We start from the raw sequence: 25,491 nt of genomic DNA, 5'->3' as shown, positions 1-25,491 counted from the left end.
GTTGCGGGCCCCAGGCGCCGCGGGCAAGGTGAGGAAACGTAAGCATTCACGACAAGGATGGACATCATGCCCCGAGGTTCGAGCCCCAAGCGTGAACGGCAGTACGAGCACATCAAGGAGAGCGCCGAGCAGCGCGGCGAGAGCACCAAGCGCGCGAAGGAGATCGCCTCGCGCACCGTCAACAAGGAGCGGGCCCGGGCCGGGGAGTCGAAGACGGCGAGCAAGTCCTCGACCCAGGACATGTCCTCCTCCCGGCGGGGCGGGCAGCGCTCGCACAGCGGCGCCAAGGGACCCACCTACGACCAGCTGTACGCCGAGGCCCAGCGCCGCAACATCCACGGCCGGTCGAACATGAACAAGGCCGAGCTCCAGCGGAAGCTGGGGCGCTGACCCCGCCGAGATCCGCTACGGCGTCTTGTACAGCGGTCCGGGCCCGGCGGAGCCGCCGGGGGCCTGGATGACGGGCACCGGCTTGTTGTGCGGCCAGCCGTCGGAGGCGTCGTCGAAGCTGAGGTCCCCGCTGGCGGCGGGGACCACGGCGGCGTCGTGCAGGTTGGTCAGCTGGTTGAAGACGTCCTGCACGCCCGGCGTCTCCCGGCCGGTCTGCCCGGTGACCATGCGCAGCGCCCACACGGCCGTGAGCACGGAGTCGTGGTGCATGACGGCGTAGCCGTCGTTCAGCTCCTTGTCGGGGAACTTGAGGTCGCGGAAGCTCTGCAGGAACGGCTTGAAGCCGCTCGGCGCGCCGTCCCCCTTGATCCAGTCCTCGGTGCTGGTCGCCGACGCCTCCAGGATCGTGATCCTGCTGTCCTGGAGCAGCTCCCGGACGTCGTTGGCCTGCTGCACGGCGCCCTGGGAGCCCGCCAGGATGGTGATGGGCCTGTCGTGCCCGCACTGGTTGCGCGAGGACAGCGACCGCACGAGGTCGGAGAGGTCGCGGCCGCGGCCCGCGTAGAAGACGAGCTCCGACTTGGTCAGGCAGATGTTGTTGAAGGCGTTGAAGAACAGGCCGGGCATGCCCTCGGTGCGGGGGCCGGTGGTGCCCACGAAGGAGACACGGCGCTTGTCGATGTAGTCGGGGAAGACCTCGTCGTAGGCCTGGCGCATGGTCCGGACGTAGTTGTCGTCCCGGCTGTCGAAGACGAGGTAGCCGCGGCGCTGCCCGGGGGGCAGCCGGTCCAGTCGCTGCCGCAGCGACTTGGCGTAGTCGGTGTTGGACGGCGAGACCTTGAACAGGCGCTCGGAGTTGAGGTTGGTCGCCGTCAGGACGGCGCCTATCGCGGGGATCTTCCGCTTGGCGAGTGCGTCGGCGGCGCGCTGGGTCTCGGGCACGCTGACGCCCATGCCGGCCACGGCGACCACCGGGTGCTCGCCGCCGGTCATGCCCGCCAGCTGCTCGACGACCGGCTGCCAGTGCAGCTGGTTCCTGCCCTCGCTGGCGAGGACGAGCTGGATCTGCGGCGTCCGCCCGTGGATGCCGGTGGCGTTCACCGCGGAGAGCCCGGGGCAGGCGTTGGCGCGGCACTGCGCGGTGTAGGCCCCTTCGAGGCTGCTCCTGATCTCCTCGATCGGCAGCACGCTGCTGTCGCTCTCGGTCATGGGGGTCAGGAGGGCGACCTTCACGTACGGGACGGGGGTCTTGCCGGCGCCGGGCTTCTCCCACTGGTCGCGCACCCGCCGGTTCTCGGCCGCGATCTTCTCGGTGACGTCCTTGAGCCGGGGGTCGAAGGCGTACGCGGTCTCGTTCATGACGCCGATGCACTCGCGGTCGCCGCCGGAGCCGGCCCATACGAGGCCGGGCACGCCGGCGGAGCAGCGCTCCTCGCCGTCGTCCTCGCCGCCCAGCAGCCAGAAGCCCCCGCCGGCGAGGAGGGCCAGGACGAGGACGAGCGCGGTGATCCCGAGCGGGCCCTTCCACCAGGGTGGCAGTTCGTCGAGCGGACGGGGTCGGTTCACGGGCATGGTGCGGACTCCTTGCCGGACGGCGGTCGCGCTGCGGCGCGGTCAGACGTACTTCGCGGCCTCGTGCCTGAGCCCCACCCTGCGGGGGTCGGAGTGCATGGCCAGGTTCTGGAACATCGAGCTGATCGTGTCGTTGAGCTCGGGCCGGGCGGCGGGCATCCGGTTGCGGGGGTCCCCGGCCAGCCACAGGGCGGCCACCAGCATGGTGAGGGCCCGGCGTCCGGGGTCGGCGAAGGAGCGGGGGGCCAGCTCCTCCGCGAGCCGGTCCACGCGCAGGGTGGGTGTCTGCCCGGGCACGACCGGGGCGCGCAGGGGCGCGGCCGTGACGGCGTAGAGCTCGTACAGCCAGGCCTCGGTGCCGGGCAGTTCGGTCAGGTCGAGGGCGAGGTGGCCGACGACGTCGTCGAGCCGGCCGAGGGCGAGCGCGTGGTAGAGCACGTCGAGGCGGTGGCCGTGGCGGGCGTGCCAGTCCTGCATGAGTTCGTGCACCACTTCCCAGCGCGACCTGCGGCGGGCCAGCTCCTCCAGGAGCAGCAGGCGCAGCCAGGGGTGCAGGACGGGCCCGCCGGACAGGGGCCGCGGGTGGGCGTCGCGCAGGTAGCCGGAGCCGCGGCCGCCGCGCGCTCCGGCGTCCTGGGGGACGGGGTCGACGAGCCACAGCCGGGTGCCCGTCGCGCGGGCCAGGGTGTTGCGGGTGCGCAGGGAGAAGGCGTCGAGCAGGTCGGTGTCGCAGGCCGCGTCGAACTCGCGGGCGGCGGAGCACTCGACGAGGGCGGCGCGCTGCTCGTCGTTCAGGCCTTCCAGGAGGTCGTGCAGGAGGGCGCGGCCGAGCGGCGGGGCGGTTTCCGGCTCGTCGCCGTCGGTGGGGGCGGGCAGGGCGAGGAGGCCGCGCAGCAGTTCCTCGCCGTCGCCGCGGCCGGGGACGCGCGCCGCCGCCTCCAGCAGCCGGTGGGCGCTCCAGGCGTGGCCGCGGGTCAGCCGGTGGACCAGCGGGGGCGCCTCGGGCAGGCGGTCGGCGAGGCCCGCGCCGAGCTGGGAGACCTCGCCGGCGGTGAGGTCGCGCAGCTGGACGCAGTACCAGCGCCAGGAGGAGTCGGGCGGCGGGTCGGGCACGGACCGTTCCCAGTCGGCGTACGAGGCCTGCTCCGGCGTGCGGATCCGCACGCCGGCCGGTCCGGGCGCGAAGGGGCCGGGGATCCGGCCGGCGTCGGAGGCGGTGGCGACGGCGAGCAGCGGGTCGGGGGCGCCGCTCGCCTCGCGCAGCTGCACGAGGAGGTCGAGGAAGTCCCGGCCGCCCGGGGCGTCGATGTTGTCGAGGAGGACCACGCAGTTGCGGTCGCGGCGGCGGCGTGCGAACTCGCCGCGCAGGTCGGCGAGGAAGGCCTCGCACAGCCGCCGGTCGACGGCGGCCCGGTCGGCGTCGGTGCGGCTCTTGCTGAGCTGGTTGAGGGCGACGAGTTCGTGGAGGGGGGTGTGCGGGCCCGCGTACCAGGAGAAGCCGGTGCGCCGGGCGATGCCCAGCGGCATCCGGGGCGGGTGGCGGATCAGCCCGGCCAGCAGGCCGATGCCGGGGATCTGCAGGAGGTTGAGGTCCTGGAGGAGGCCCGCGACGTCGGCGGCGCGGTCGGCGGCCACGGTGTGCTCGTGGGCGTCGTGCAGGGCGTGGCGCAGCTGGTGGCCGGCGCGGCGGGAGTCGTGGGCGTCGAGCGAGAGGCCGGGGTCGACGACGAGCAGGCCCAGCGTGAGGCGGGGGAAGAGCAGGGCCGGCTGGCGGGCGAAGCGGTGGGAGAGCCCGTAGGCGAGGCGGCCGGCGACCTCGTGCGGCCGGCGGGGCCCGGCGGAGGCGAAGTCGTAGAGCGCGTGGGGCCGGTGGGAGCCGAGGTAGCCGAGCCATTCGAGGGCCGCGGTCCGGCCGCTGCCGCGGGTGCCGACGAGCACCACCACGGGCAGGCCGCGCCCGCCGGCTTCCGCGCGCCCGTCCTGGACCCGTGTGCGGCATTCCTGGTACAGCGCCTCGATGCCCTCGGTGCCCAAGGGCCGTCTCGCAGGCTCCGGCATGTCACTCAGCCCCCCCTCGGGCCGGCGCTGCCACCGCCGACCGGTCAGAAAATGCTGCCACGCGGGTGACGCCGGCGGGAGCCGTTCGACGGCAACTGACAGGGGGGCATGCGGAACCGGCGCCCCCAGGCCGGGGGGCGCCGGCTCGTGTCAGCTCCGTGCCGTGGTCTGCTCGGGGTCGTCCACGGGGGCCGCGGCCAGGGGCGTGCGGGCCGCGCGCCGGCGTGCGAGGGGGTATCCCGCACCCAGGAGGGCGAACCAGACGGCGATGACGTAGAGGGCCACGCGGGTCTCGGACTCCCAGCCGATCAGCACGGTCACGAAGGCGAAGGCCACGAGCGCGAGCCAGTTGGTGTACGGGGCTCCCGGCATCCGGTACGCGGACTTCCGCGCCAGCCCGGCGGCCACGGCCTGACGGTACTTCAGGTGGGTGACGAGGATGATGCTCCAGACCGCGATCGCCCCGCCGGTGGAGACCGCCGTGATGTAGGCGAAGGCGTGCTCCGGGTCGATGGCGTTGATCAGCACGCCGAGGGCCATGACCAGCGCCGAGACGACGACGGCCGTGGCGGGCACGCCCCGCTTGCTGAGCCGGCCGAGGGCCGCGGGGCCGTGGCCGTTGAGCCCGGCGGTGCGCAGCATGCGGGCCGTGGCGTACAGGCCGCCGGCGTTGCACGAGGAGAGCGCCGAGGTCAGGACGACGAAGTTGACGATCCCGGCCGCGGCCGGGATGCCGATCCTGGTGAAGGCGGCGACGAACGGGCTCGTGCCGGGGTGGAACTCCTTCCAGCTCACGACGGACAGGATGATGAACAGGGCGCCGAGGTAGAACAGGCCGAAGCGCAGCGGCAGGCTGTTGATGGCCCGCGGGATGTTCTTCTCCGGGTCCTTGGTCTCACCCGCGGTGACGCCGACGAGCTCGACGCCGAGGTAGGCGAAGAGCACGATCTGCAGGGTCATCAGGGAGTTCCACACGCCCTTGGGGGCGACGCCGCCGTCGGCCCACAGGTGGCTGACGGAGGCGGTGTCACCGGCGTCGCCGAAGCCGATGATGAGCACGCCCAGGCCGATGAGGATCATGCCGATGATGGCCGTGACCTTGATGATCGCGAACCAGAACTCCAGCTCGCCGAAGATCTTCACCGAGATGAGGTTGGCGCAGGCGAGCACCACGAGGGAGATCAGCGCGGTCTTCCACTGGTCGAAGCCGGGGTACCAGTAGTTGACGTACTGCCCGGCCGCGGTGATCTCGGCCATGCCGGTGGTGACCCACATGATCCAGTACGTCCAGGCGGTGGCGTACCCCCAGAACGGCCCGAGGAAGCGGTGCGCGTAGTCGGCGAAGCTGCCCGAGACCGGGTGGTGGGTGAGCAGCTCGCCCAGGGCCCGCATGACGAGGAAGAGCACGGCGCCGGCGGCGGCGTACCAGATGATGAGGCTGGGGCCGGCCTGGGATATCGCCGTGCCGGCGCCGAGGAAGAGGCCGGTGCCGATGGTGCCGCCGATGGCGATCATCTGCATCTGCCGGGAGCCCAGGGTCCGTTTGTACCCCTCGGTGCCGGTGCCCGGGTCCCCCGTGGTTGGCGAGCTCACAGTTCTGACGTCCTCTCTTGCCGTTCCTGGCGTGACGTGTGCGTGGTGACGGAAACGATCCGTCGGTACAAGATCCCTCAGGAGGGGCGCCCGTGACCAGAAGATTGCACCACGAGGACCCGTGGTTTCCCGGGCGGTCCGCCGCCCGGCGGGCGCGGGCGGGCGGTTCCGGTGGCGGCGTTGCTTGACCCTGCGCGGTGGTACTGATAGACCGCCAGTCACCTGAACGCACCGCCGTTTCCGGGGGGTTCACCCATGGAGATCACCGACGACTTCGGCCTTCCGGTCGCGATGATCGGCCCGGACGAGCTCTCCTCCGCCCCCTGGCGGCGGTCCGGTGCCGCGCGCGCCGCCGTCGTCCGGATGCCCGCTCCCCCGCCGGAGCTGTACGGCGCGCTGGCCCGCCGCGGCTTCGTCCGCAAGCCGTCGACCGTGACCTGGCGGGCGGCCCTGGGCGCGAGCGAGGAGGAGTTCCTGGCGCGGCTGCCCCGCAAGACCCGGCAGCACGTGCACCGGGCGCGCCGGCTGATCGCGCGGGAGGGCCTGCGCGAAGCGGTCGAGGACCGGATAACGCCGGAGAGCCTCGACCGCTTCCTCGCCCTCTACGAGGACCGGGTGTCGCGGATGCCCTACGGCGTGGCCTTCGCGCGCAGGCACCGGGAGAACATCCTGTACGGCCCGGAGAAGTACGCGGGGGTCTTCCTCTACCGCGGGGACGCACTGGAGGGCGGCGCGCTCGTGCTGGAGTGCCCGGAGGAGGGTGCGGTGCGGGTGCGCTGGTCCGCCGTCACCGAGGCGGCGCGGCGGGCGAGTCTCCCGCGTCAGCTCTACTGCACGACGATGCGGGTGGCCCGCGAGAAGGGGTACGCGTGGGCCACGCTGGGCGACGATCCCAACCTCTACGGCCACATCGCCCGGCCGGGGCTGTTCACGTTCAAGGCGCGCATGGGGTTCGAGGCGGTTCCCTCGCAGGACTTCGCGGACCCGGCGGGCTTCGACGAGGCCGATCTGGTGCTGTCGCTGGAGGCGCTGACGGACCCGGTGCTGATGCTCGGTTACGCGGACGACGGCCCGGGGCGCGCCCTGCGCTCCCACGTGGTCAGCGCTTCGGGCACCGGTCTCGACGCCGGGCCGTACACGGCCGCCTTCCTGTCCGGCGCGCCCGCCGTCCGGCCGCCCGGGGAGCCGGGCGGGGCCGCGGGTCCCGCGGCCGGGGGCACCGGCTGACCGTTCACGGGGGCATGGTGCCCGGCGCGCACCAGGCCGGCCCGCCGCCCCCGCAGGGCGGCTGCGGCTCCGCGGGCACGCCCTGTGCGCGCAGCCGGGCGCCCTCGTCCAGGTGGAAGTCGGGGCGGGGCCGGTCCTCGTCGTAGTAGCGGTGGTAGACGGGGGTGAGGGCGCCGGACATGGGCGGCACGATCCACGACCAGTCCGCGGGGCAGCCCCGGCCCGCGTCCTCCTCCCTGGCGACGTGCCGCAGGAAGCGCTCCGACTCGGTGTGGTGGTCGGCGATGGTGACCCCGGCGGCGTCGAAGGAGTGCAGGACCGCCCGGTTGACCTCGACGAGGGCCCGGTCGCGCCACAGGGTGCGCGCGCTGGAGGTGTCCAGGCCGAGCCGGCGGCCGACCTCCGGCAGGATGTCGTAGCGGTCGCCGTCGCACAGGTTGCGGACGCCTATCTCGGTGCCCATGTACCAGCCGTTGAAGGGCGCCGCGGAGTAGGAGACGCCGCCGATGCGCAGCTGCATGTGGGAGATGGCGGGGACGGCGTGCCAGCGCAGGCCGAGCTCGGCGAACCAGGGCAGGGAAGGGTGGCTGAGCGGCACTTCGAGGACGTCGCCGGGGGGAACGGCGAACCACTGCGGGGCGTCCCCCCGGGACTGGATGATCAGCGGCAGGACGTCGAACCTCCCGCCCGCGCCTTCCCAGCCCAGTTTGGTCGCGAGCTCCGTCAGCCCGAACCCCCTGGGGTCGCCGGTGTAGCCGCCTTCGAAGCGCAGGTAGCCGGCGTAGCGGATGAGCTGTTCGTTCCAGATGAGGACGGGCGGGCCTTCGGCGTCGTCCTGCGGGAAGACGGTGATGACGGGCCTGACCCGGCCGCCGTTGGTGGCGGCGCGCAGATGGGCGAGGCACTCGGCCGCGACGCCGGCGGGGTCGGTGACATGTCTGCGGTCGCGGACGCACAGGCTCCGCCAGTAGAGGCGGCCGATGCAGCGCGCGGAGTTGCGCCAGGCGACCTTGGCGCCGAAGGCGAGCTCCTCGGAGGTGTGGCGGTACGTGCCCGTCTCGGCTATCTCCCGGCGTATCCCCAGCAGCCGCGCGTGGAGCGCGTCGTCCTCCAGGCCGCATTCGCCGGCGAACTGCCGGAGGAAACGTTCCGCTTCCTCCCGGTCGGCCACGGTCCCCGGGCGCCGCCCGTCTCGCTGATCGGTCGTCATCGAGCCCCCACCTTGCGCCGGCCGTCGCCGCCTCGGGCCCGGACGGCCGGAAAAGACCTTCGGAATGCGCGCCGGGACATCGTATGCGGCGGCACACCGGCGGCCAAGGCGTTCTGCGAGAAGGCCGCCGGCCCCTCCCCCATCACCGTGTCCGATGACCGCCAGACACGGGGCCCCGGCCTGGCAACAATGACCACGTGCTCGACTTCGACAGCTACTACCGGGCCATGGCGAGCCGTGACGCGCGCTTCGACGGGTCCTTCTACGTCGCGGTGACCACCACCGGCGTCTACTGCCGCCCGGTGTGCGGCTCGCGGACGCCGAAGCCGGAGAACGTGCGCTTCTTCCGGATCGCCGCGGCGGCCGAGGCGGCGGGCTTCCGGGCGTGCCGGCGGTGCCGGCCCGAGGCCGCGCCGTCCTCCCCCGAGTGGAACGTGCGCGGGGACCTGGTGGCGCGGGCGCTGCGGCTCATCGCGAGCGGCGCGGTCGACGAGATCGGGGTGGCGGGCGTGGCCCGGCAGCTGGCGGTGAGCGAACGGCACCTGCACCGGCAGCTGGTCGCGGAGGTCGGCGTCGGCCCGCTCGCCCTGGCGCTGAACCGCCGCACCCAGGTGGCCCGGCTGCTCATCGAGTCGAGCGCGCTGCTGCTGTCGGAAGTGGCCCTGGCCTCGGGCTACTCCAGCGTCCGGCAGTTCAACGACGGGATGCGCGCGGCGTTCGGCTGCTCGCCGACGGAGCTGCGCCGGGCGTGCGGCGGCGGCGCCGGTCCCGGGCCGCAGGCGCCGGGCCGCTCCGGGCCGCTGGTGCTGCGCCTGCGCTACCGGCCGCCGTTCGACGGCGCGGCCCTGCTGGCGTGGCTGGGCGAGCGGGCCGTGCCGGGCGTCGAGGAGACCGACGGCAACCGCTACCGCCGCACGCTGCGCCTGCCCCGGGGCACCGGGACCGCCGAGCTCGACCTGACCGTCACGGCCGGAGGCGGCGGCTGCCGGACGCGGCAGCAGCACGTGACGCTGCGGCTGACGCTCGCCGACCTGCGCGACGTGACGGCCGCGGTACGGCGCTGCCGCGACCTCCTCGACCTCGACGCCGACCCGGCGGCGATCGGCGAGGCCCTCTCCCCCGACCCGTGGCTGGGGCCGCTGGTGCGCGCCGCGCCGGGGCTGCGGATGCCGGGGTGCGCGCACGGCTTCGAACCGGCCCTGCAGGTGGTCCTCGGGCAGTTCGCCCCTCTCGCGGAGGTGCGTACGGTCTGCGCGCGGCTGGCCGCCCGCTGCGGCGAGCCGGTCGCCGGGGCCGCGGAGGGCCGGCCGGGCCGGCTGTTCCCCTCCGCCGGGGCGCTGGCGGACGCCGATCTCGGGGCGTTCGGCCTGAGGGGCGGGCCGGCCACCGCCGTACGGGCCCTGGCCTGCGCGGTGGCCGACGGGAAGCTGTCGCTCGAACGGGACGCCGACCGGGAGGAGACGACGGCGCGGCTGCGCGAACTGCCCGGGGTGAGCGGCTGGGCCGTGCAGCGCATCGCGATGCACTCCCTGGGCGACCCCGACGCGTTCGCCCCGCAGGACCCCCGGGTGCGGGCCGCCGCCAGGGCGCTCGGCCTCGCCGGGGCCCGCGGCGGCGGCCGGCTGGCCGAACACGCGCGGGGCTGGCAGCCCTGGCGCTCGTACGCCGCACTGCACTTGCAGGAAGCCGCGCCTGCAGAGCCCGAACCGCTTGCCCGGCGGCCTTGCTGAAGGAACGCCGCGGCCTTGCTTCCGCGGCTCCGCCGCGTGGGCGCGACCAGCCGCACACGGCCTGCAGCCGACCGACCGCCCGTCAGGCGGACCGCCGAGGAGACCGATGACAGCACACCGTACGCACGGCTCGACGCTGCCCACCCCGCTGGGCGCGTTCAGCCTGCTGACCGTCGAGGACGGAATCCTCGCCACGGGATTCACCGCCGACCCGGCGGACCTCGTGGGCGAGCTGCCCGCCCCGTGGCGCGACCACGACCCCGTGCCCGTCCCGGCACCCGCCCCGTACGCGTCCGCGCTCACCGCCTACTTCGAGGGCCGGGTCGAGGCGATCGACGCGCTGCCCGTCGTGCAGAGCGGCAGCGGCTTCCGGATGGCGGCGTGGCGGGAGATGCGCCGGGTCCGGCCCGGCACGACGATCAGCTACCGGGAGCTGGCGGCCGCCGCGGGCAGGCCGGGCGCGGCACGGGCCGCGGGCGCCGCCTGCGCGGGCAACCTGGTTCCCCTGATCGTTCCCTGCCACCGCATCCGCCGCTCGGACGGCACGCTCGGCGGCTACTACTACGGTCTCGCGGCCAAGCGCTGGCTGCTCGGCCACGAGAGGAGCGCGGGCGGCCGGTGAGCGCGTACGGGCGGGTGCTGAGGTCGGGCGGTTTCGGGCGGCTGTGGCTGGGCGCGTCCGTGTCGCTGCTGGGCGACGGGATGACGTTCCTCGCCCTGGCCTGGCTGGTGCTGGACGAGGGCGGCACGGGCCGGCTGGGCCTGCTGGGGGTCTGCTTCACCGCGCCGGTCGTCGTGGGCGGCCTGCTCGTGGGGCCGTTGCTGGACCGTTTCGACAAGCGGGTGCTGCTGATCGCGGACAGTGTCTTCCGGGCGGGGTGCGTGGCGTCGGTGCCGCTGGCAGCCGCCCTCGGCGGGGTGCCGGCGTGGCTGCCGTTCCTCGTGGCGGTGGTGTACGGGCTGCTCAAGATGGTGCCGCTGGCCGGGTTCCCCGCCGCGATCCCGCAGCTCGTCGCGGACCGCGACCTGGACGCCGCGAACGCCCTCGAATCGCTGAGCTTCAGCGTGGCGTCCGTGGTGGGCCCGGCGGCCGCCGGTGTGCTCGTGGGGACGATCGGCGCACCCCGTGTGCTGCTCGTCGACGCGGCGTCCTACCTGGTCTTCGCGGCGCTCGTGGCGACGGTGCGCCGGCCGCTGTCCCCTCCCCCGCGCCCGGCACGGCAGGAGCGGGCACCGAGGGTGTCGTTGAGGGCGGTCGCGCGCGACCGGGTGATCGTCTCCACGACCGCCGCGTTCATGCTCTTCAACATCGCCGACGGGATGCTGCTCCTGGTCACCGGCCCCTGGCTCGCGAAGAACGAACTGCACGGCGGGGCCTCGGTCCTGGGCGCCCTGACGGCGGCCTTGGCGGCCGGGGAGTTCGCCGGGGCGGCCCTGGCCGGAGGCCGCCCGGGGCCCGCGTCCGTACGGCGGATCGGGCTCTTCCAGACGGGGGCCGCACTGGCCTTCCTGGCGGTGCTGGGCGCGCCGGAAGCCCTGGTCGTCGGGGCCGGGTTCTTCACCGTGGGCCTGCTGAGCGCGCCGATGACCGTGTGGGCGCAGTCGCTGCGGATGCGGCGCATCCCGCCGGAGCTGCACGGCCGGGCCTTCGCCGCGCTGCGCACGCTGATGACGGGCACGGCGCCGCTCGGTGCCGCCGTCGCCGCGCCCCTGCTGGCCGGCGGCAGGCTCGGCGCGGCGGCCGTGACGATGGCCTGCTGCGCCGGGCTGCCGGGCCTCTATCTGCTGCTGTCCTCCGCGGGCCGCCGCCCGTCGGTGGACGGTGCCCCGGGGGCGGAGGCGGTTCCGGCGCGGGCGGACACGGTCTGAGGACCGCCGGCCACCGTGTGCACGGGCGGTCTGCGGCCGAGGAACCCGTGCAGGGCGAACTCCGCGCCGTAGGCGCCGGCCAGCGGGAAGACCACCAGATCGCCCGCGCGCAGCCGGCCGACCCCGATGCCCCGGGCGAGGATGTCCTCGGGCGTGCACAGGGGTCCGGCGAGGGAGACGACGGCGTCATGCACCTCGGGCCGGGCACAGGCGTACGGCCAGCGTGCGACGTCCACGACGGCCGCGTCGAGGGCGACTTCCAGCAGGGCGGGCAGCATGAAGTGGTTGATGCCGCCGGCGAGGACGGCGAACCGGCTGCCGGCGACCTCTTTGACGTCCGTCACCTGGGCGGCGTAGTGGGCGCTGTCCGCGACGAGCCAGCGCCCCGGTTCGAGGACGAGCCGGATGCCCGGCGGTGGCGGTGCGGCGCGCAGCCGCGCGGCGAAGTGCGCGAGGTCGAACGGCGCCTCGCCGCGGGGGGCGACGCCGAGGCCGCCGCCCGCGTCGACCACGCGCAGGGCGAAGCCGTGCTCGCGGGCCGCGCGGACGGACCAGCGCAGCCGGCCGAGCACGTGGGCGGCGTGGCCCTCGGCGTCGAGGTTGTTCGACACCACGTGGAAGTGGTAGCCGGCGAGGTCGAGGCCGGGCAGGGCGCGGGCGACGGCGGCCGCCCGCGCCAGGCCGTCCTCGCCGATGCCGAACTGGGTGGCGCGGCCGTCCATGCGCAGCGCCCCCTGCAGCGGCACGGTGGCCGCGTTGACGCGCAGCACGACGGGGACGCGGCGGCCGGCCCTGCGTGCGGCGGCGGCGATCCGGTGCAGGTCGAGCTCGCTCTCGGCGCTGACGAAGTCCGCGCCCGCGGCGGCGACGGCGGCCAGCATGGCGTCGGTCTTGCCGGGGCCGGTGGCGATCAGCGCGCGGGCGCCCGCGGCGCGGGCCGCTTCGGCCTCGCCCTCGGAGGAGACGTCGAAGCCGTCGGTCTCCGGGGCGAGCGCGCGGAGCGTGGCCGGGAAGGAGTTGGCCTTCACGGCGTAGAAGACCTCCGCCCAGGCCGGCAGCCGTGTGCGCAGGAGCGCCGCCCTGCGGGCCGCCGCGGACGGGTCGTGGACGTAGGCGCACAGCGGCTCCGCCCCGGCCGCTTCGGCGAGCGCGCGCAGCCGTGCGACGACCGGGCCGGGCAGGGCCGAGACCGGCAGCGCCGGGCGGACGGCGGTGCCGGGCGACCACTGCTGCGCGGGCCACGGCACCGCCCCGCCCTGCCGTACGGGCTTCGCGGCCATCAGAAGTACGACTCCAGGGAGCCAGTGCGCCGGATGTCCAGGGTGGCGCAGTGGAAGGCGCCGCCGAAGGCCGTGTAGTGCTCGAAGGAGCAGGGGACGGGCTCGAACCCCCACTGTTCGAAGGCCTTCAGGAGCGGTGTCTGGGACCGCTCGGCGACGACGTGCACGGGGTCGAGCATGAGCACGTTCAGGCTGCTCCACGCGCTCATCAGCCCCCGCTGCATGACCGGGGTGACGACCGGCTCCGGGGGGATGAGCACGTCCCAGGAGCGGAAGGCGGAGGGGAGCCCGTCCGGGTCGATGAACTCGGGGTTGACCAGGACCTTGCCCGGCGCCAGCGGCAGCAGCGAGGTGTCGATGTGCATGGCCCGCGGGTAGCGGGAGACGACCTCGTGGACGCGGTACTCCGGTCCGAGGTGGCGGCGGAGCCACTCCAGGCCGAGGGCGTTGGTGACGTGGCTGCGCTCCATGAACAGGTCGCGTCCGCAGCGCATGACGTCGGCGGCGTCGAAGACCGGTTCGGCCTCGGTGACGAGGTAGGTCATCTCCTCGCCCGGCGGCGGGATCTCGTACCCGGGGCGGTACTGCGCGTCGAGGAGGCGCGGCTTGGGGGCGGCGGTCCAGCGGGCGCCGCGCTCGAAGTACTCGGTGAGCAGGCCGCGGTAGGGCCAGACCTCGTGGTACCGGTTCCGGTCGGCCATGGGCACTTCGATGATCTCGTCGCCGACGACGAGCAGCAGGTCGCGGGGGTTGGCGGCGGACAGGCCGTTGGCGACGGCCCAGGCGGGGGTCGCGAACGGCCGCGAGGGGTCGGGCGGGTCGGGGCGGCGCACGGTGACGTGCGCGTCGCGGAGGATGCCGATGAGCTCCTCCAGGCCGCGCTGCGCCTCCTCCACCACGTCCTGCGGCACGCGGGTGCCGGAGGAGGCGCTGAGGCGTGCGCGGGCGGCGGGCGGCACGGAGACGCGGTCGATCGTCTCCCACGACGCCGTCATCGCGCCGTCGACCCGGCCGACGACGACTTCCTCCAGCGGGTCCCATTCGTTGTGCGAGGAGACCACGGGCATGGGCGGGCTTCCTTCCGTGAGGTCCGGCGGCGGGCGAAGGGGAGCGGGCTAGCGGGTCATGCACGTCTCGTCGCGCGCCCGGCCGCCCTGGTAGGCGATCTCGCCCTTGAGGACCTTGCGGTAGAAGCTCCAGTAGGAGGGTTCGGTGACGAGGATCCGGTCCTTCATCGCCTCGTGCAGCTCCGGCACGTTCACCATGGGGACGCCCTGGTGGTAGTGGTGCGCGGTGTGCAGGTTGTTGTAGTTGGTGAGCCAGCGGCCGAAGCGTGAGGCGTGGATGGTCCTGGTGTTGCTGAGGACGTCGGGGTCGGTCTGGGTGTTCAGGCCGAAGTGCTCGGGCATCTCGATCAGGAAGTGCGCCGCCTCGCTCACGAGGAGGACGGGCGCGAACCAGGCCAGGACGACGAACCAGTCCCGGGTCAGCACCCCGGCCGCGACCGCGGCGGCCAGCAGGACGAGCAGCAGGGCGTATTCGTTCTGCACGGCGCGCGCCGCCCGCGGCCGCTCGACGCCGGGGACGGGCCGCCGCGCCGCGCCGCGGGCGAGGTTGCGCAGGACGTCGGCGTAGCGGCCGGGGTGGAAGGCGGCGAGGGCGAAGCCGTGCACGCTGTCCAGGCCGTGGAAGCGGTAGTTGAAGAACTCCTGGTTGCGGGGCGTGCCGAGGAAGGCGTGGTGCCGCAGGTGCTCGTACTTGTAGTGGGAGTACGAGCTGAACATGAACACGCCGCAGACGAACCCCCAGGACCGGTTCGCCCAGCGGGCGTGGAAGGCGTGTTCGTGGAGGCACTCGTGCTGGAGCTCGACCAGGTACGCGTACATCACGCCGAGGACGAGGACGGCGGCGGCGCAGGTGACGGGGTTGCGGTATTCCAGCAGCGCGGTCCAGCAGACCACGATCACGGCGAAGGCGACGGCGACTTTGGCCAGGAAGCGGCGCGGGTGCCGGGCGAAGTAGGCCGCGGGCAGGCCGCGCCGGGTGTCGGTGCCGCGGACCGGGGCGAGGGCCACGTCGCGGGAGCCGTCGAAGTCGAGCTGTTCCTCTTCGTGGGGAGCGGTACGGGACATGGCTCGTTCCTCCTTCTGCCGGGGGTACGGGCGCTCCGCGGGCTTACGGAAGCGCGGGGGCGATCAGCCGGCCGGCCGTCAGCGTCGTGGTCACGCAGGGCGCGTGGGCGTAGGACTCCCGGCCGATCGGGTCTCGGGCGAGGGCCGGGCGGGACGGGGCGCAGCCGGCTCCGGTCTCCTCCAGGAGCGCGGCGGGCGCGCCCGTGGCCCGCAGGAGCTCCCTTCCGCGGGACTGCTGCGCGCCGTCCACCAGGCAGTAGGCCGCGAACCAGGCGGGGCTGCCGTCGGCGGAGCGGCCGCACGGGGTGAGGGAGTCGAGGAGCAGGGCGCGCCGGGGGAACGCCGCACGGGGCCGGCGGCGGGGTGCGGCCGGGTGCCGGGTGCCGGTGCCGAACGTGCCGTGCGGGACCAGCCAGCGCTCCGGGCGGGCCAGCAGCTCGCACGCCTGGCAGAGGTCGGCGGGCGGGCGGCCGGTCGCGGTGACGAGGTTGCGGAGGGGAAAGTCGTGCGGCGGGTAGGGAGAGGAGCACCCGCTGCCGGACCCGGCCGGTGCGCCGCCCTCCTCCTGTGCGGCGGCGGTCAGCGCCAGCAGGGCGGCGGGGCCGAGGACGACGGGGTCGCCCGGGCGGATGTCCGACGGGTGCGCGGCCGCTGTCCAGGGCAGCCCGGGAGGCGGGCCCGGCCCGTCCTCCAGGTGCAGGACGCGGTCGCGGTCGCGGACGAGGAGGTACGTGCGCCGGGACACCGTCGCCTCGCGGCCGCCGCAGGTGACGCGGGTGGTGACGCGGCCGGACTCCACGAGCAGCCCGTCCCCGCGCAGCGCGCACGCCGCCCCGTCCTGCAGCACCCGGTGGACGGCGCGGGCGTGGTCGCGCAGGCCGGGTGCCGTGGCGCAGTCGGCGGGCAGGGTGGCCAGCCACCAGCTGCCGGGCCGGTCGGAGCCCGCCGTGATCGTCAGCCGGGTGTGGGTCTCCCCGCCGCCTGCTTCCAGGCGCACGGCGGCGTGGCTGCGGGTGAGGGTGACCGCAGCGGCGGTCACGGTGTGCACCGCAGCCGGGAGAGGCGCAGGGCCGGGGCGCACATGCCGACGTCGAAGAGCAGCTGGCCGGCCTTGCCGCACAGGGCGTTGTCGCCGAACTCGGCGTGCGCGCCCGTCTCCACGACGCGGGTGAGGACGTCGGCCCGTTCGCGGATCCGGCCGCGGACGTACTGGCCGGTGCGGCGCCCGGAGCGGATCCGCTCGCCGAGCACCAGGCGGGCTTCCAGGGTGGCGCCGGTGCGGATCCCGTCCGCGAGGCGGTGGACGAGGATCCCGTGGCCGGCGTTCTCGACGAGCTCGCCGGTCCCGGCGTCGCCGGGCCGGCAGACGACGTTGGACATGCGGGGCACCGGACGGTGCAGGACGGAGGCGGCGCGGCTGCTGGCGGTGGGCATCGCCGCTGCGGCGGCGGCACTGGCCAGGCTGTGCAGCTGCCGAACGAGCCTGCCCTCGTGCACGATGCGCTGCGGGCCGAGGCTGACGATGCCTTCGTCGTCGGTGTCGTAGCGGGCGGGTCCGCCCTCGGCGAGCGGGTCGTCGTCCAGGGTGATCAGTTCGCCCGCGACGCGGCAGCCGAGGCGGTGCCCGAGGGCGGGCGTGCCGCCGGGGGGTGCTTCGGCGAAGTGGCCCGCGGCCTCGTGCAGCAGCAGGCCGGCGGCCTGGGGCAGCAGCACCGCCGCATACTCGCCCGGGGCCGGCTCCCGGGCCGCGTCGACGGCGGCCAGCAGCCGGGCGGCCGACTCGCACCAGGCGGGGTCGGTGAGCCGGGGCAGGGCGGGGCCGCGGCCGCTGCGGCCCACGGGGACCTCGTGGCCGCCGGGCGTGAGCAGGTCGCCGGTCAGGGACCAGACGCGGCGCGCCTGGGGGGCGGCGGTGCCGTGCGCCGTGCCCGCGACGACGCGGACCGCGGAGACCTGCGAGTACTGCAGGACGGCCCGGCCGCCGAAGCGGCGGCGGAGGGCGGTGAGCGCGGCCACGACCTCGTCCGGGTCGTCCGGCGGCTCCGGTTCGGGGACGTCGAAGCGCCAGGGGCCGGGCGCGGCGCCGGAGAAGATCCGGGTGCCGCGGTCGCCTCCCCGGTCGTGGCGGCCCATGTGGGTGACCATGCGGCGGGCCGACGTGCCGCGGGGGCCCGCCGTCAGCAGCCCGCCGACGGCGCGTTCGCAGGCGACCGTCTCCCCCGGCCCGGTGTCAGCGGGCATCGCCGTCGCCGCCGGCCGGCGCCTGCGCGCCGTTCACCTGCGCCTGCCCGCCGTTCGCCGGTGCCTGCCCGCCGTTCGCCGGCGTCTCCCGGCCCGCGGCCGGTGAGGCCTCCAGCAGCAGGCCCATCCCGGCCAGCGAGCGGATCAGTTCCAGTCCGCGGTGCAGCGCGGCGTCCGGGTCGCCGGAGTCCTCGGGGAAGACCTCGGCGATGAGCTCGCGGGCGGTGCGCCGGCCGTCGGCGCGCTCCAGCAGGTCGCGGGCGCCGGGGCCCAGCTGGATGGTCTCGATCCGGTCGTGGGCGCTCTTGCGGGTGACGACGTAGCTGCTGCCGCCGGAGGCGGGGGCGCCGTCCCCGGCGGGGGTGCCCTCGGCCGGCCGGCGCAGCATGTGGTGCAGGTCGTGCGGGAATTCGGCGCTGAGGAAGTCGCCGGCGCGGAGCGCGGAGTCGGGGCCGACGGTGGAGGCGGCCGGGCGCGGGGGCGGCTCGGGCAGGCCGGCGGCGGCGAGCCGCATCATCTCGTAGCGGACGAGGGAGGCGGCCGGGGAGTCCTCGATGCCGAGCCGTACGGTCTCCTCCTGGGCGAAGGCCAGCAGGTCGCGGGCCTCGCTCTGGTGGCGGAAGCGGGTGCCGGGCGCGTGCTCGGCGTTGTGCCGCGCGATCCAGGCCACCCACCGCTCGTACCAGTCCATGGGCGAGTCGTAGTGCGGCAGGAGCCGCGGCCACAGGGACGCGAGGACGACGACGTGTCCCGAGAGCTCCTCGGCGGCGTCGACCAGCGCGTCGCCGAGCTCGGGGCAGGCGAAGCGGTAATCGGTGCAGAACAGGTCCTTGTGCTCGCGGCGGTACTGCTGGATCTGCGCCATGAGCCGGTCGGTGACGGGGACGTCGTAGTACTCGGCCGGGCGGTTGAGGGTCGGCGCGTACTGCTTGTACATGGGCGACTGGTGCAGCGGGACGAGCGTGAAGAGCTGGCTGCGGCCCTGCCCCTCCTCCAGGAACTGGAAGAAGCGGGTGAGCGTCTCGCCCATGGTCTCGCGGGTCTCGGTGGGGTAGCCGACGATGAAGCCGGTGACGGGGCGGATGCCGGCCGCCTTCGTCGCCCGGACGATCTCCAGGGACCGGTCGAGGTCGAGGTTCTTCCTGATCCAGCGCTGCATGCGGGGCGAGCCGCTCTCGATGCCGTAGTAGATCTCCTCGCAGCCCGCGGCGCCCATCTTCTCCAGGAGCGGGGCGTCGATGAGGTCGGTCCTGGTGCTGCAGCCCCAGGTGACGCCGAGGTCGCGGTCGATCAGCGCGTCGCAGAACGCGTGGGCCCAGGGGCGGTCGCAGGTGAAGATGTCGTGCGAGAAGTTGACGCTGGTGCGGCCGAACTCGTCGCGCACGTACGCGAGCTGCCGGATGATGTCGTCGATGGGCCGCATGCGGAACCTGCGCTCCCAGAAGGGTGCGGTGGCGCAGAAGGAGCAGCGGAAGGGGCAGCCGCGGCCGACGTCGAGGTAGAGCCGGGCGCCCCGGGACATGTCGTAGGCGTAGTAGGCGGGCCAGGGAAGGTCCGCGAGGTCCTTGACGAGCGGCCGTCCGGCGTTGACGACGGCCTCGTCGCCCTTGCGGTGGGTGAGGCCGCGGACGCCCGCGAGGTCCTGCCCGGCGTGCAAGGTCTCCAGGAGCTCGTTGAAGGTCTCCTCGCCCTCGCCCCGGACGATGAGGTCGGCCCAGGGGAAACGGCCGAGGAACTCGGCGCTGACGGGGGTGACGGCCGGCCCGCCGAGGCAGATCAGGGTGTCCGGGGACCGGCGGCGCAGGGCCTGCCCGAGCAGGACGGTGTGGACCAGCGAGTCGGCGTCGGTCATCAGGCCGACCAGGGAGTCGCCCGCGGCCAGGACGGACTGCGCGAGACTGTCGTAGAGGGCGTCGTCGTTGGGGACGGTGCCGTCGAGCAGCAGCTGATTGGTCTCGACGACCTCGACGGCGGCGGGCGCCCCGGCCGCGTCGGCGGCGGCCTTGAGCGAGAGCAGGCCGACGGGGACGAAGGTCTGCATGGGCGGCGGGTCGCCGGGCCGGGTGCGCGGGGACATCCCGCCGTGGTTGAGGTGGGGGCTGGTGGCGAGGGCGACCTTCATCATGAGGGCTCGATCCGTTCGCCGCGGCGGAGTTCGACGCGCGGCTCGGCCATGATGCGTTCGCGGAAGAGCTCTTCCCTGCGCAGGATGCTCCGCAGCTGGAAGTCGCTGGTGCCGCAGCCGTCGAAGGTGCCGTTGAGGATGCTGGACTGGCTCGGGCAGCGCCCGGTGCAGAAGTACTTGTCGTCGTTGATGGGGCAGCCTTCGCAGGTGTCGCGGTAGTTGTCCCAGGTGATCCGCCGGATCAGCCAGTCCTCGCTCCCCCAGATGCCGGCGAACGGGGTCAGCTGGACGTTCCCGCCGCACAGCACCTTGTTCCCGGCGCAGGTGCTGCACGGGAAGACGTCCCCGGCGGAGTTCACGTAACAGACGCCGCGGCCGCTCATGCAGCGACGCGTCGCGAAGACCATGGTGTAGAGGAAGTCGAGCACCTTGCCGGCGCACAGGCCGAGCGTGCGGTCCTTCTCACGGCCCCACTCCTCCTCGTCGATCCAGAACCGGGCGGTGCGCTCGACGTCGTGCATCGAGCTCGCGAGGTCGTGGTGGAGGGCGCCGCGGCCCATCGGGATGAAGGGGACGCTGCGCAGGCTGATGTCGTTCTCGCGGGCCCAGCCGATGATGACGGGGAGGTCGTCGACGTTCTCGTGGGTCGTGGTGGTCATGATGCTCGTGTTGAAACCGCGGTCCCGGAGCTCGGTGAGCCGGCGGGTGACGTAGGCGAACTCGCCCTCGTTGCGGTACTTCCCCTGCCCGTGCAGGCCGTCGATGCTCATGCTGATGATCACGTCGTCCTGCGGGATGCGGGAGAGGACGCGTTCGGTGAGCGTGGTGCCGTTCGTGGCGATGCCGATGACGAATCCGAGGTCGTACGCGCGCTGCACGATGTCGCAGAAGTCCGGGTGCAGGGTGGGCTCACCGCCGGTGACGATCAGCGAGAAGACGCCCATCTCCGCCCATTCGCCGAGCAGCCGCATGATGAGCGCGGTCGGCAATTCGGAGCTGCGCGCCCTTCCGCCTTCGACGAAGCAGTGCGGGCAGCGGAGATTGCAGGAGCGGGTGATCTCCAGCCACACCATGGCGGGCGCCCGGAAGTGGAAATCGGTGTCCACGGAGAGTCTTTCGACGAGATGGCCCGCGCACCGTTCGGGTGGCTCGCCCGCGCGCAGCAAAGGCTCGGCGCCCTCGTCGTACATGGCCACCGTTCCCTCGGGAAAGGCGGCCAGCCAGCCGAAATCCTCCCGGCGGTAACGGACGAGCGGCCGGACCCGGGGCGGGAGCCGCCGGGCGTATGCGGGCGTGCAGGACGAAAGGTGCTGCAGCAACGTACCCCTCCATGCTCTCCGTCGCCGTCTGCGCGGCGGACGTGCGCCGCCGGGGCCCTCGCTCGTGAGCACGAGAGCCCCGGCGGCCGCCGGGTGCTCCGGTTCCCGCCGCTACTTGGGGGTGCCGACGGTGCAGGCCGTGGTGGCCGTGCGCTCCTCGATGACGGAGATCTCCTCGACGGGCCGCTCCGGCGCCGCGGGTGCGGCCGGGGCGTCCTGGGGCGAGATGTGCAGGTGGGCGATGCGCAGATCACCGCGCGCCCCGCGGGTCACGACGAGGGTCTCGCGCAGGTACTGCTGTTCCTCGCCGAGGGCCACCCGGCAGTGCAGGCTGACGAGGGCCGTGTCGCCGAGGATCCGGATCTCGGGCGAGAGCAGCTGGCTGCGCCGGGCCGTGCCGGCGGCGAGGGTGAACACCCGCTGGAATTCCTCGCGGCTGTCGATGCGGGTGGGCGACGACAGAATGAAGAACGTGGCGTCGGTGGCGAACAGGTCGAAGTACGCCTGGTCGCAGCGGTCATATGCCGAGCGGTACTCCTCGAGGAGCTGCTGGACTGCTTCCCTGGTGATGGCGCCCGCGGTCACCGTGGGCATGAAATCTATGGTCATTGAGCGATTCCCTTGTTTCTTCGGCTGCTCCGGCTGCTTGTCCTGCATGAGGGAGCGGAAAGGGACGTCGTGTGGGAGCTCCCCCGGCGACGGCCGGGGAGAGGTCACTGCGGAGTGATTCCGCATCTCGCCCTTGCATCAGATCGCAAGGCTCACCCGGTCGCTCGCTTGTTCGCTGGTAACCGACTATCACCGAGCCCCAGTTCACTGTCAATAGCGGGAACCCGATTGAATTCTCATCCGCCCACCGGCGCCGTGCACGGTCCGGATCAGCGGTTTTCGGCGCGGAATGCGATATTCAAGATATTCAATGGGCCGCGCACCGGCCGCCAGAATTCGGGACTCCCATTCCGGTGACCTACCGCCCCCCGGGCCGGGCCCGGGAGGCCGTGTGACGTTTCGCGTGCTGTTTACGGCAGGCTCCCGGGGGCACCCGGGGTGGATGTGGTTGCTGTCGCCCCCGGGTGTCTACGCTCCGCAGGAGGACACCCGGCTGCTCGAAGCCGCGCTCCGCCGGGAGCCCCTGCCTCCCGCCGCCCGGGTCCTGGACGTCTGCACGGGCAGTGGAGCCCTGGCCATCGCCGCGTCCCGGCACGGGGCCGCCCACGTGACGGCCGTCGACGTCTCCGCCCGCGCGGTGCTCACCGCCCGCCTCAACGGCCTCCTGGCCCGCCGCCGCATCCGTACGGTGCGCGGCGACCTGCTGGCACCGGTGGCTGGAGAGCGTTTCGACCTCGTGCTCGCCAACCCGCCCTACGTCCCCGGGCCCTCCGCCGGGCACCCGCCGCGCGGACCGGCGCGCGCCCACGATGCCGGGGAGGACGGCCGGGTGGTGCTGGACCGGCTGTGCACCGGCGTGCCCTCGGTGCTCAGACCCTCAGGGGTGCTCCTGCTGGTGCAGTCCGCGCTGTCGGAGGCGGACCGGACCCTCGCGCTCCTGGCCGCCGCCGGTCTCGACGCACGGATCAGCGACCGCGCCCTGGTGCCCCTGGGACCGGTGATCCGTGCGCGCGCCGGCTGGCTGCGGGACCGGGGGCTCCTCGCACCCGGCCAGGACAAGGAGGAGCTGGTGGTGATCCGTGCCCGCCGCACCTGAACCCGCCGCCGAACCCGCCTCTGAGGCCGCCGCACCGGACCCGCAGCGCCCGGCGCGCCGCGTCCGGCTGGTGCCCGGGGGGCCGATGCTCGTCGAGGGCCCCGTCGAGGCCGCTGCCGAGGACGGCACGCTCGTGCGCTCGGACCGGCCCGTGGTCGCCCTGTGCACCTGCCGCCGCAGCGGCGTCTTCCCCTGGTGCGACACCAGCCACCGCCGCCGCAGCGTGCCCCCGGAGGGCGGCCGGGGCGCACGCCCGGACGTGCCCCGGCCGGGACCCGAATACGACGAAGAACAGCTGATCAGCCCCCAGTCGGGCCGAAATCCCGGAATTGGCGGGTCCGCCCGTACAAGTGACGGCAAGTGACAGTTAGTCAGTTCATACGCATCACAGCCGGTACGCCACTGTTGCCCACGCGGTTGCACATGTCCTCCTCCGTCCGATCGGGTACCGGCATCCCCACGCGGGGTCCCGGTGGCTGCTGCCTATGACATGCTCAGTGACGTGACGAGCGAGCCTGTCAAGGACGAGGAGTCCGGCGTCGCACCCGACGTCGTCGCGCTGGCCAAGGTGGTGGCCGCCCTGCGCGCCGAGAACGAGCGCCTGCACCACCAGGTGTCCACCGCGGCCGTGCTGGAGCGCGCCACGGGCGTGCTGATGGCACAGTCGGGGTGCTCGGCCGCGGAAGCGCACGAGGAGCTGACGCGGCGGGCGCGGGCCGGCGGGCGCACGCTGACCGAGGAGTGCTGGATCGCCCTCGGCGACACCCCCGAGGCGGACCACCCGCCCTTCCCGGGCCCGGTCCCGGCCCCCCGCCGCCCCGGGCAGGCCCCGGAAGCCGGCACGGAGCCGCGCGCGGCCTCCCACCCCGCGCTCCTCGGCAGCCTCGGCGCGGCGCTCGCCGGTGCCGCCGGCCCGCAGGACCTCGCGGGACGGCTGCTGGACCACCTGGCCGGGCCCCCGGTCCGGGCCGACGCCGTCCTCCTCTTCTCGCGCACCGTGCACGACACCCTGGAGCTCGCCGGGCACGCCGGCGCCGGGGCCGCCGTCGCCGCCCAGTGGCGGTCCGTACCGCCCGTCCGCGGCATCGCCGCCATGGACGCCGTCCGCCGCGGCGAAGCCATATGGCTGGAGGACCCGGCGCAGGACGCACAGCACTACCACCTGATCGGGCAGCCGCCGGAGAAGTGGCGCAGCCGCGCCTGGCTCCCGGTCACCACGGGCAGCAAGGTCACCGCGGTCCTGGGCGTCCTGCGCACGGTGGACGCCCCCTTCAGTGAGGACGTGCGCGAGCTGCTGAAGTCGGTCGCCCAGTTGTGCGCCGGGAGCCTTCGCACCGGGTCCGCGCGCCCGGGGCCGCCCCGGCTGAACGGACGCCCCGGGCCGTCCAGGCGCCCCGCCGGGACGCACGGCGCCCCGGGGGCGTCCGAGGCCCGGGGGACGTCCGGTCGGTCCGTACCGGCCGGACAGCCCGCCCTGCCCGGCTGCCCGGGAGGTCCCGACGCCGGCACGGCCGCCCTCGTCCAGGCCGTGTTCGACGCCCTGCCGAGCCCGGCCGTCCTCCTCACCCCCCTGCGGTCCCCGGCGGGTGACGTGGAGGACTTCCGCATCGACGCCGCCGCGCCGCGGTCCGTCGACGTCGCCGGCCGGCGCGGCCGCCGGCTGGTCGGGCTGCGGATCCTGGAGTGCTACCCCACCGTGGCCGGCACCGACGCCTGGCAGGGCTACCTGCGGACGCTCGCCACGGGCACGCCGTACGAGGGGGAGCCCTTCATCTACGAGGAGGTCGTCGCCGAACTGCGGCAGCGCTCCACCTATTCCGTCCGCGCCGCGAAGCTCGGTGACGCCCTCGTGGTCACCTGGACGAGCCACGACGAGGCCGCCCGGCAGCAGGCCCTCCTGGCCGACCTGCAGCGGCTCGGCAACCTCGGGTGGACGGACTGGAACCTCGTCACGGGCGCCATCACCTGGTCGCCCCAGGTCCACACCGTCCTCGACCGCGACCCGGAGCTGGGCCCGCTGCCCCTCGACGCCTTCCCCGGGGACGTCCTGCCCGAGGACGCCCCGGACTTCACCCGCGCGCTCCGGGAGCTCCTCGGCGCCGGCATCCCCGTCGACCGCCCGGTCCGGATCACGACGCGGGGCGGCGTCCGGCACCTGCGGGTCGTCGCCGAGGCGGTGCCGGACGCCCAGGGCAACCCCGTCGAAGTGCACGGCTTCGTCCAGGACGTCACGGCGCAGCGCACCGCCGAACTGGCCCTGAACGAGAGCCGGGAGGCGATCCTGGCCCAGCGCAACGTCCTGCGGGCGGAGCGGACGGTCGCCGCCCGCCTCCAGCACGCCCTGCTGCCGCTGCCCGGGCAGTCGCTGGACCTGGCCGGTCTGCGCGTCGACGTCACCTACCTCCCCTCCCACGACGACCTCAACGTCGGCGGTGACTGGTACAGCGCACTCGAAATGCCCGGCGGCGGGGTGCTCTTCGCGGTCGGCGACGTGGCCGGGCACGGCATCGACGCGGTGGCCACGATGGCCCAGCTGCGCTTCACGGCCAAGGGCATGGTCGTCACCGGTTCGTCGCTCACCGGTGCGCTCCACCGGCTCAACACCCTGCTCCTGCACACCCGCGACCACCACGCCACCGCCACGATGGTGCTCGGCCGCTACGACCCCGCCGACCGCTGCCTGACGTGGGTGCAGGCGGGCCATCCGCCGCCCCTGCTCGTGCGCGACGGGAAGGCGGAATTCCTCGCCCAGCCCGAGGGCATACTGCTCGGCGCCACGCTGCGGCCCTCCTTCGCCGAGGCCGAGTGCCGGCTCGCGCCCGGCGACCATCTGCTGCTGTACACCGACGGCCTGGTCGAACGCCCCGGGGAGCACCTGGACAAGGGGCTCGACCGGCTCGCCCGCGCCGCCGAGACCGAACTGTCCGCGGACAGCCCCGGCTCGATCGAGACCCTGCTGTCCCGTCTCCTCCCGGACGAACAGCGCGACGACGTGTGCCTCCTGGACATCCACCTGCCCGCATCCGCTTGACGGCGATCC

Annotated in this window: 20 protein-coding genes; 8 read left to right on the top strand and 12 right to left on the bottom strand. The window is 74.2% G+C overall.

The window, feature by feature from the left end:
• Positions 1–66: 66 nt before the first annotated feature.
• On the top strand, positions 67–390 hold the full coding sequence (locus ACFZCD_RS09230) for a plasmid stabilization protein (RefSeq protein WP_391829173.1): 324 nt from the start codon (positions 67–69) through the stop codon (positions 388–390).
• A 15-nt stretch (positions 391–405) separates the two neighbouring features.
• On the opposite strand, the gene ACFZCD_RS09225 is transcribed toward ACFZCD_RS09230, so the two are convergent.
• The 3 genes from ACFZCD_RS09225 to ACFZCD_RS09215 all read right to left on the bottom strand — a co-directional run bounded on the left by ACFZCD_RS09225 (position 406) and on the right by ACFZCD_RS09215 (position 5,541).
• Positions 406–1,962, bottom strand: a complete 1,557-nt coding sequence (locus tag ACFZCD_RS09225) for a hypothetical protein (RefSeq protein WP_391829172.1) — start codon at positions 1,960–1,962, stop codon at positions 406–408.
• Between the two features lie 42 nt (positions 1,963–2,004).
• The gene (locus tag ACFZCD_RS09220) at positions 2,005–4,020 is read right to left on the bottom strand and encodes a hypothetical protein (protein WP_391829171.1); all 2,016 of its coding nucleotides are present in this window, start codon (positions 4,018–4,020) and stop codon (positions 2,005–2,007) included.
• A gap of 150 nt (positions 4,021–4,170) precedes the next feature.
• Positions 4,171–5,541 carry an amino acid permease gene (locus ACFZCD_RS09215; protein ID WP_391829613.1) on the bottom strand — a complete coding sequence of 457 codons (1,371 nt, stop codon included), beginning with the start codon at positions 5,539–5,541 and terminating at the stop codon, positions 4,171–4,173.
• 327 nt (positions 5,542–5,868) lie between these two features.
• Here ACFZCD_RS09215 and ACFZCD_RS09210 point away from each other — a divergent pair, with 327 nt between their 5' ends.
• On the top strand, positions 5,869–6,840 hold the full coding sequence (locus tag ACFZCD_RS09210; protein WP_391829170.1) for a GNAT family N-acetyltransferase: 972 nt from the start codon (positions 5,869–5,871) through the stop codon (positions 6,838–6,840).
• A 4-nt stretch (positions 6,841–6,844) separates the two neighbouring features.
• Here ACFZCD_RS09210 and ACFZCD_RS09205 read toward each other — a convergent pair whose 3' ends face one another.
• Complete coding sequence (locus tag ACFZCD_RS09205) at positions 6,845–8,050, bottom strand: nitric oxide synthase oxygenase (protein WP_391829169.1); 1,206 nt, start codon at positions 8,048–8,050, stop codon at positions 6,845–6,847.
• Positions 8,051–8,247: 197 nt separating this feature from the next.
• On the opposite strand from ACFZCD_RS09205, the gene ACFZCD_RS09200 reads away from it, so the two are divergent.
• The 3 genes from ACFZCD_RS09200 to ACFZCD_RS09190 all read left to right on the top strand — a co-directional run bounded on the left by ACFZCD_RS09200 (position 8,248) and on the right by ACFZCD_RS09190 (position 11,649).
• A complete protein-coding gene (locus ACFZCD_RS09200; protein ID WP_391829168.1) occupies positions 8,248–9,780 on the top strand; it encodes a bifunctional transcriptional activator/DNA repair enzyme AdaA in 1,533 nt (510 codons plus the stop codon).
• A 106-nt stretch (positions 9,781–9,886) separates the two neighbouring features.
• Positions 9,887–10,402 carry a methylated-DNA--[protein]-cysteine S-methyltransferase gene (locus ACFZCD_RS09195; RefSeq protein ID WP_391829167.1) on the top strand — a complete coding sequence of 172 codons (516 nt, stop codon included), beginning with the start codon at positions 9,887–9,889 and terminating at the stop codon, positions 10,400–10,402.
• Entirely contained in the window at positions 10,399–11,649 is a 1,251-nt protein-coding gene (locus ACFZCD_RS09190; protein ID WP_391829166.1) for an MFS transporter, read from the top strand. Before ACFZCD_RS09195 ends, ACFZCD_RS09190 begins: the two co-directional genes overlap by 4 nt.
• Here ACFZCD_RS09190 and ACFZCD_RS09185 read toward each other — a convergent pair.
• The 8 genes from ACFZCD_RS09185 to ACFZCD_RS09150 form a co-directional block, all read right to left on the bottom strand.
• Entirely contained in the window at positions 11,559–12,929 is a 1,371-nt protein-coding gene (locus ACFZCD_RS09185; RefSeq protein ID WP_391829165.1) for an alanine racemase, read from the bottom strand. The two genes, ACFZCD_RS09190 and ACFZCD_RS09185, sit on opposite strands and share 91 nt — an antisense overlap.
• A complete protein-coding gene (locus ACFZCD_RS09180) occupies positions 12,929–13,996 on the bottom strand; it encodes an amidinotransferase (RefSeq protein ID WP_391829164.1) in 1,068 nt (355 codons plus the stop codon). The genes ACFZCD_RS09185 and ACFZCD_RS09180 overlap by 1 nt, the downstream gene beginning before the upstream one ends.
• Before the next feature lie 48 nt (positions 13,997–14,044).
• Entirely contained in the window at positions 14,045–15,061 is a 1,017-nt protein-coding gene (locus tag ACFZCD_RS09175; protein WP_391829163.1) for a fatty acid desaturase family protein, read from the bottom strand.
• A 43-nt stretch (positions 15,062–15,104) separates the two neighbouring features.
• Positions 15,105–16,100 carry a hypothetical protein gene (locus ACFZCD_RS09170; RefSeq protein WP_391829162.1) on the bottom strand — a complete coding sequence of 332 codons (996 nt, stop codon included), beginning with the start codon at positions 16,098–16,100 and terminating at the stop codon, positions 15,105–15,107.
• Positions 16,097–17,302, bottom strand: coding sequence for a metallopeptidase TldD-related protein (locus ACFZCD_RS09165; RefSeq protein WP_391829161.1), 1,206 nt, complete (start codon positions 17,300–17,302; stop codon positions 16,097–16,099). The genes ACFZCD_RS09170 and ACFZCD_RS09165 overlap by 4 nt, the downstream gene beginning before the upstream one ends.
• The gene (locus ACFZCD_RS09160) at positions 17,292–19,427 is read right to left on the bottom strand and encodes a B12-binding domain-containing radical SAM protein (protein ID WP_391829160.1); all 2,136 of its coding nucleotides are present in this window, start codon (positions 19,425–19,427) and stop codon (positions 17,292–17,294) included. Before ACFZCD_RS09160 ends, ACFZCD_RS09165 begins: the two co-directional genes overlap by 11 nt.
• Entirely contained in the window at positions 19,424–20,746 is a 1,323-nt protein-coding gene (locus ACFZCD_RS09155; RefSeq protein ID WP_391829159.1) for a radical SAM protein, read from the bottom strand. Before ACFZCD_RS09155 ends, ACFZCD_RS09160 begins: the two co-directional genes overlap by 4 nt.
• A 111-nt stretch (positions 20,747–20,857) precedes the next feature.
• Complete coding sequence (locus ACFZCD_RS09150; RefSeq protein WP_391829158.1) at positions 20,858–21,355, bottom strand: nuclear transport factor 2 family protein; 498 nt, start codon at positions 21,353–21,355, stop codon at positions 20,858–20,860.
• Positions 21,356–21,797: 442 nt separating this feature from the next.
• Between ACFZCD_RS09150 and ACFZCD_RS09145 the strand changes: the two genes are divergently transcribed.
• The 3 genes from ACFZCD_RS09145 (at position 21,798) to ACFZCD_RS09135 (ending at position 25,482) form a co-directional block, all read left to right on the top strand.
• On the top strand, positions 21,798–22,451 hold the full coding sequence (locus tag ACFZCD_RS09145; RefSeq protein ID WP_391829157.1) for a HemK2/MTQ2 family protein methyltransferase: 654 nt from the start codon (positions 21,798–21,800) through the stop codon (positions 22,449–22,451).
• A complete protein-coding gene (locus ACFZCD_RS09140) occupies positions 22,435–22,815 on the top strand; it encodes a CDGSH iron-sulfur domain-containing protein (protein ID WP_391829156.1) in 381 nt (126 codons plus the stop codon). Before ACFZCD_RS09145 ends, ACFZCD_RS09140 begins: the two co-directional genes overlap by 17 nt.
• Positions 22,816–22,953: 138 nt before the next feature.
• The gene (locus tag ACFZCD_RS09135) at positions 22,954–25,482 is read left to right on the top strand and encodes a SpoIIE family protein phosphatase (RefSeq protein ID WP_391829155.1); all 2,529 of its coding nucleotides are present in this window, start codon (positions 22,954–22,956) and stop codon (positions 25,480–25,482) included.
• Positions 25,483–25,491 lie beyond the last annotated feature (9 nt).

This window comes from Streptomyces sp. NPDC008001 (assembly GCF_042958085.1).
Lineage (GTDB): Bacteria > Actinomycetota > Actinomycetes > Streptomycetales > Streptomycetaceae > Streptomyces.
Note: the sequence above shows the minus strand (reverse complement) of the source record. Positions and strands in the feature narration are given on the sequence as shown.

Bases quoted from the DNA above. Each gene is read 5' to 3' on its own strand.
- ACFZCD_RS09230 (WP_391829173.1), top strand. From the start codon at position 67: ATGCCCCGAGGTTCGAGCCCCAAGCGTGAACGGCAGTACGAGCACATC.
- ACFZCD_RS09225 (WP_391829172.1), bottom strand. From the start codon at position 1,962: ATGCCCGTGAACCGACCCCGTCCGCTCGACGAACTGCCACCCTGGTGG.
- ACFZCD_RS09220 (WP_391829171.1), bottom strand. From the start codon at position 4,020: ATGCCGGAGCCTGCGAGACGGCCCTTGGGCACCGAGGGCATCGAGGCG.
- ACFZCD_RS09215 (WP_391829613.1), bottom strand. From the start codon at position 5,541: ATGCAGATGATCGCCATCGGCGGCACCATCGGCACCGGCCTCTTCCTC.
- ACFZCD_RS09210 (WP_391829170.1), top strand. From the start codon at position 5,869: ATGGAGATCACCGACGACTTCGGCCTTCCGGTCGCGATGATCGGCCCG.
- ACFZCD_RS09205 (WP_391829169.1), bottom strand. From the start codon at position 8,050: ATGACGACCGATCAGCGAGACGGGCGGCGCCCGGGGACCGTGGCCGAC.
- ACFZCD_RS09195 (WP_391829167.1), top strand. From the start codon at position 9,887: ATGACAGCACACCGTACGCACGGCTCGACGCTGCCCACCCCGCTGGGC.
- ACFZCD_RS09185 (WP_391829165.1), bottom strand. From the start codon at position 12,929: ATGGCCGCGAAGCCCGTACGGCAGGGCGGGGCGGTGCCGTGGCCCGCG.
- ACFZCD_RS09180 (WP_391829164.1), bottom strand. From the start codon at position 13,996: ATGCCCGTGGTCTCCTCGCACAACGAATGGGACCCGCTGGAGGAAGTC.
- ACFZCD_RS09175 (WP_391829163.1), bottom strand. From the start codon at position 15,061: ATGTCCCGTACCGCTCCCCACGAAGAGGAACAGCTCGACTTCGACGGC.
- ACFZCD_RS09165 (WP_391829161.1), bottom strand. From the start codon at position 17,302: ATGCCCGCTGACACCGGGCCGGGGGAGACGGTCGCCTGCGAACGCGCC.
- ACFZCD_RS09160 (WP_391829160.1), bottom strand. From the start codon at position 19,427: ATGATGAAGGTCGCCCTCGCCACCAGCCCCCACCTCAACCACGGCGGG.
- ACFZCD_RS09150 (WP_391829158.1), bottom strand. From the start codon at position 21,355: ATGACCATAGATTTCATGCCCACGGTGACCGCGGGCGCCATCACCAGG.
- ACFZCD_RS09145 (WP_391829157.1), top strand. From the start codon at position 21,798: ATGTGGTTGCTGTCGCCCCCGGGTGTCTACGCTCCGCAGGAGGACACC.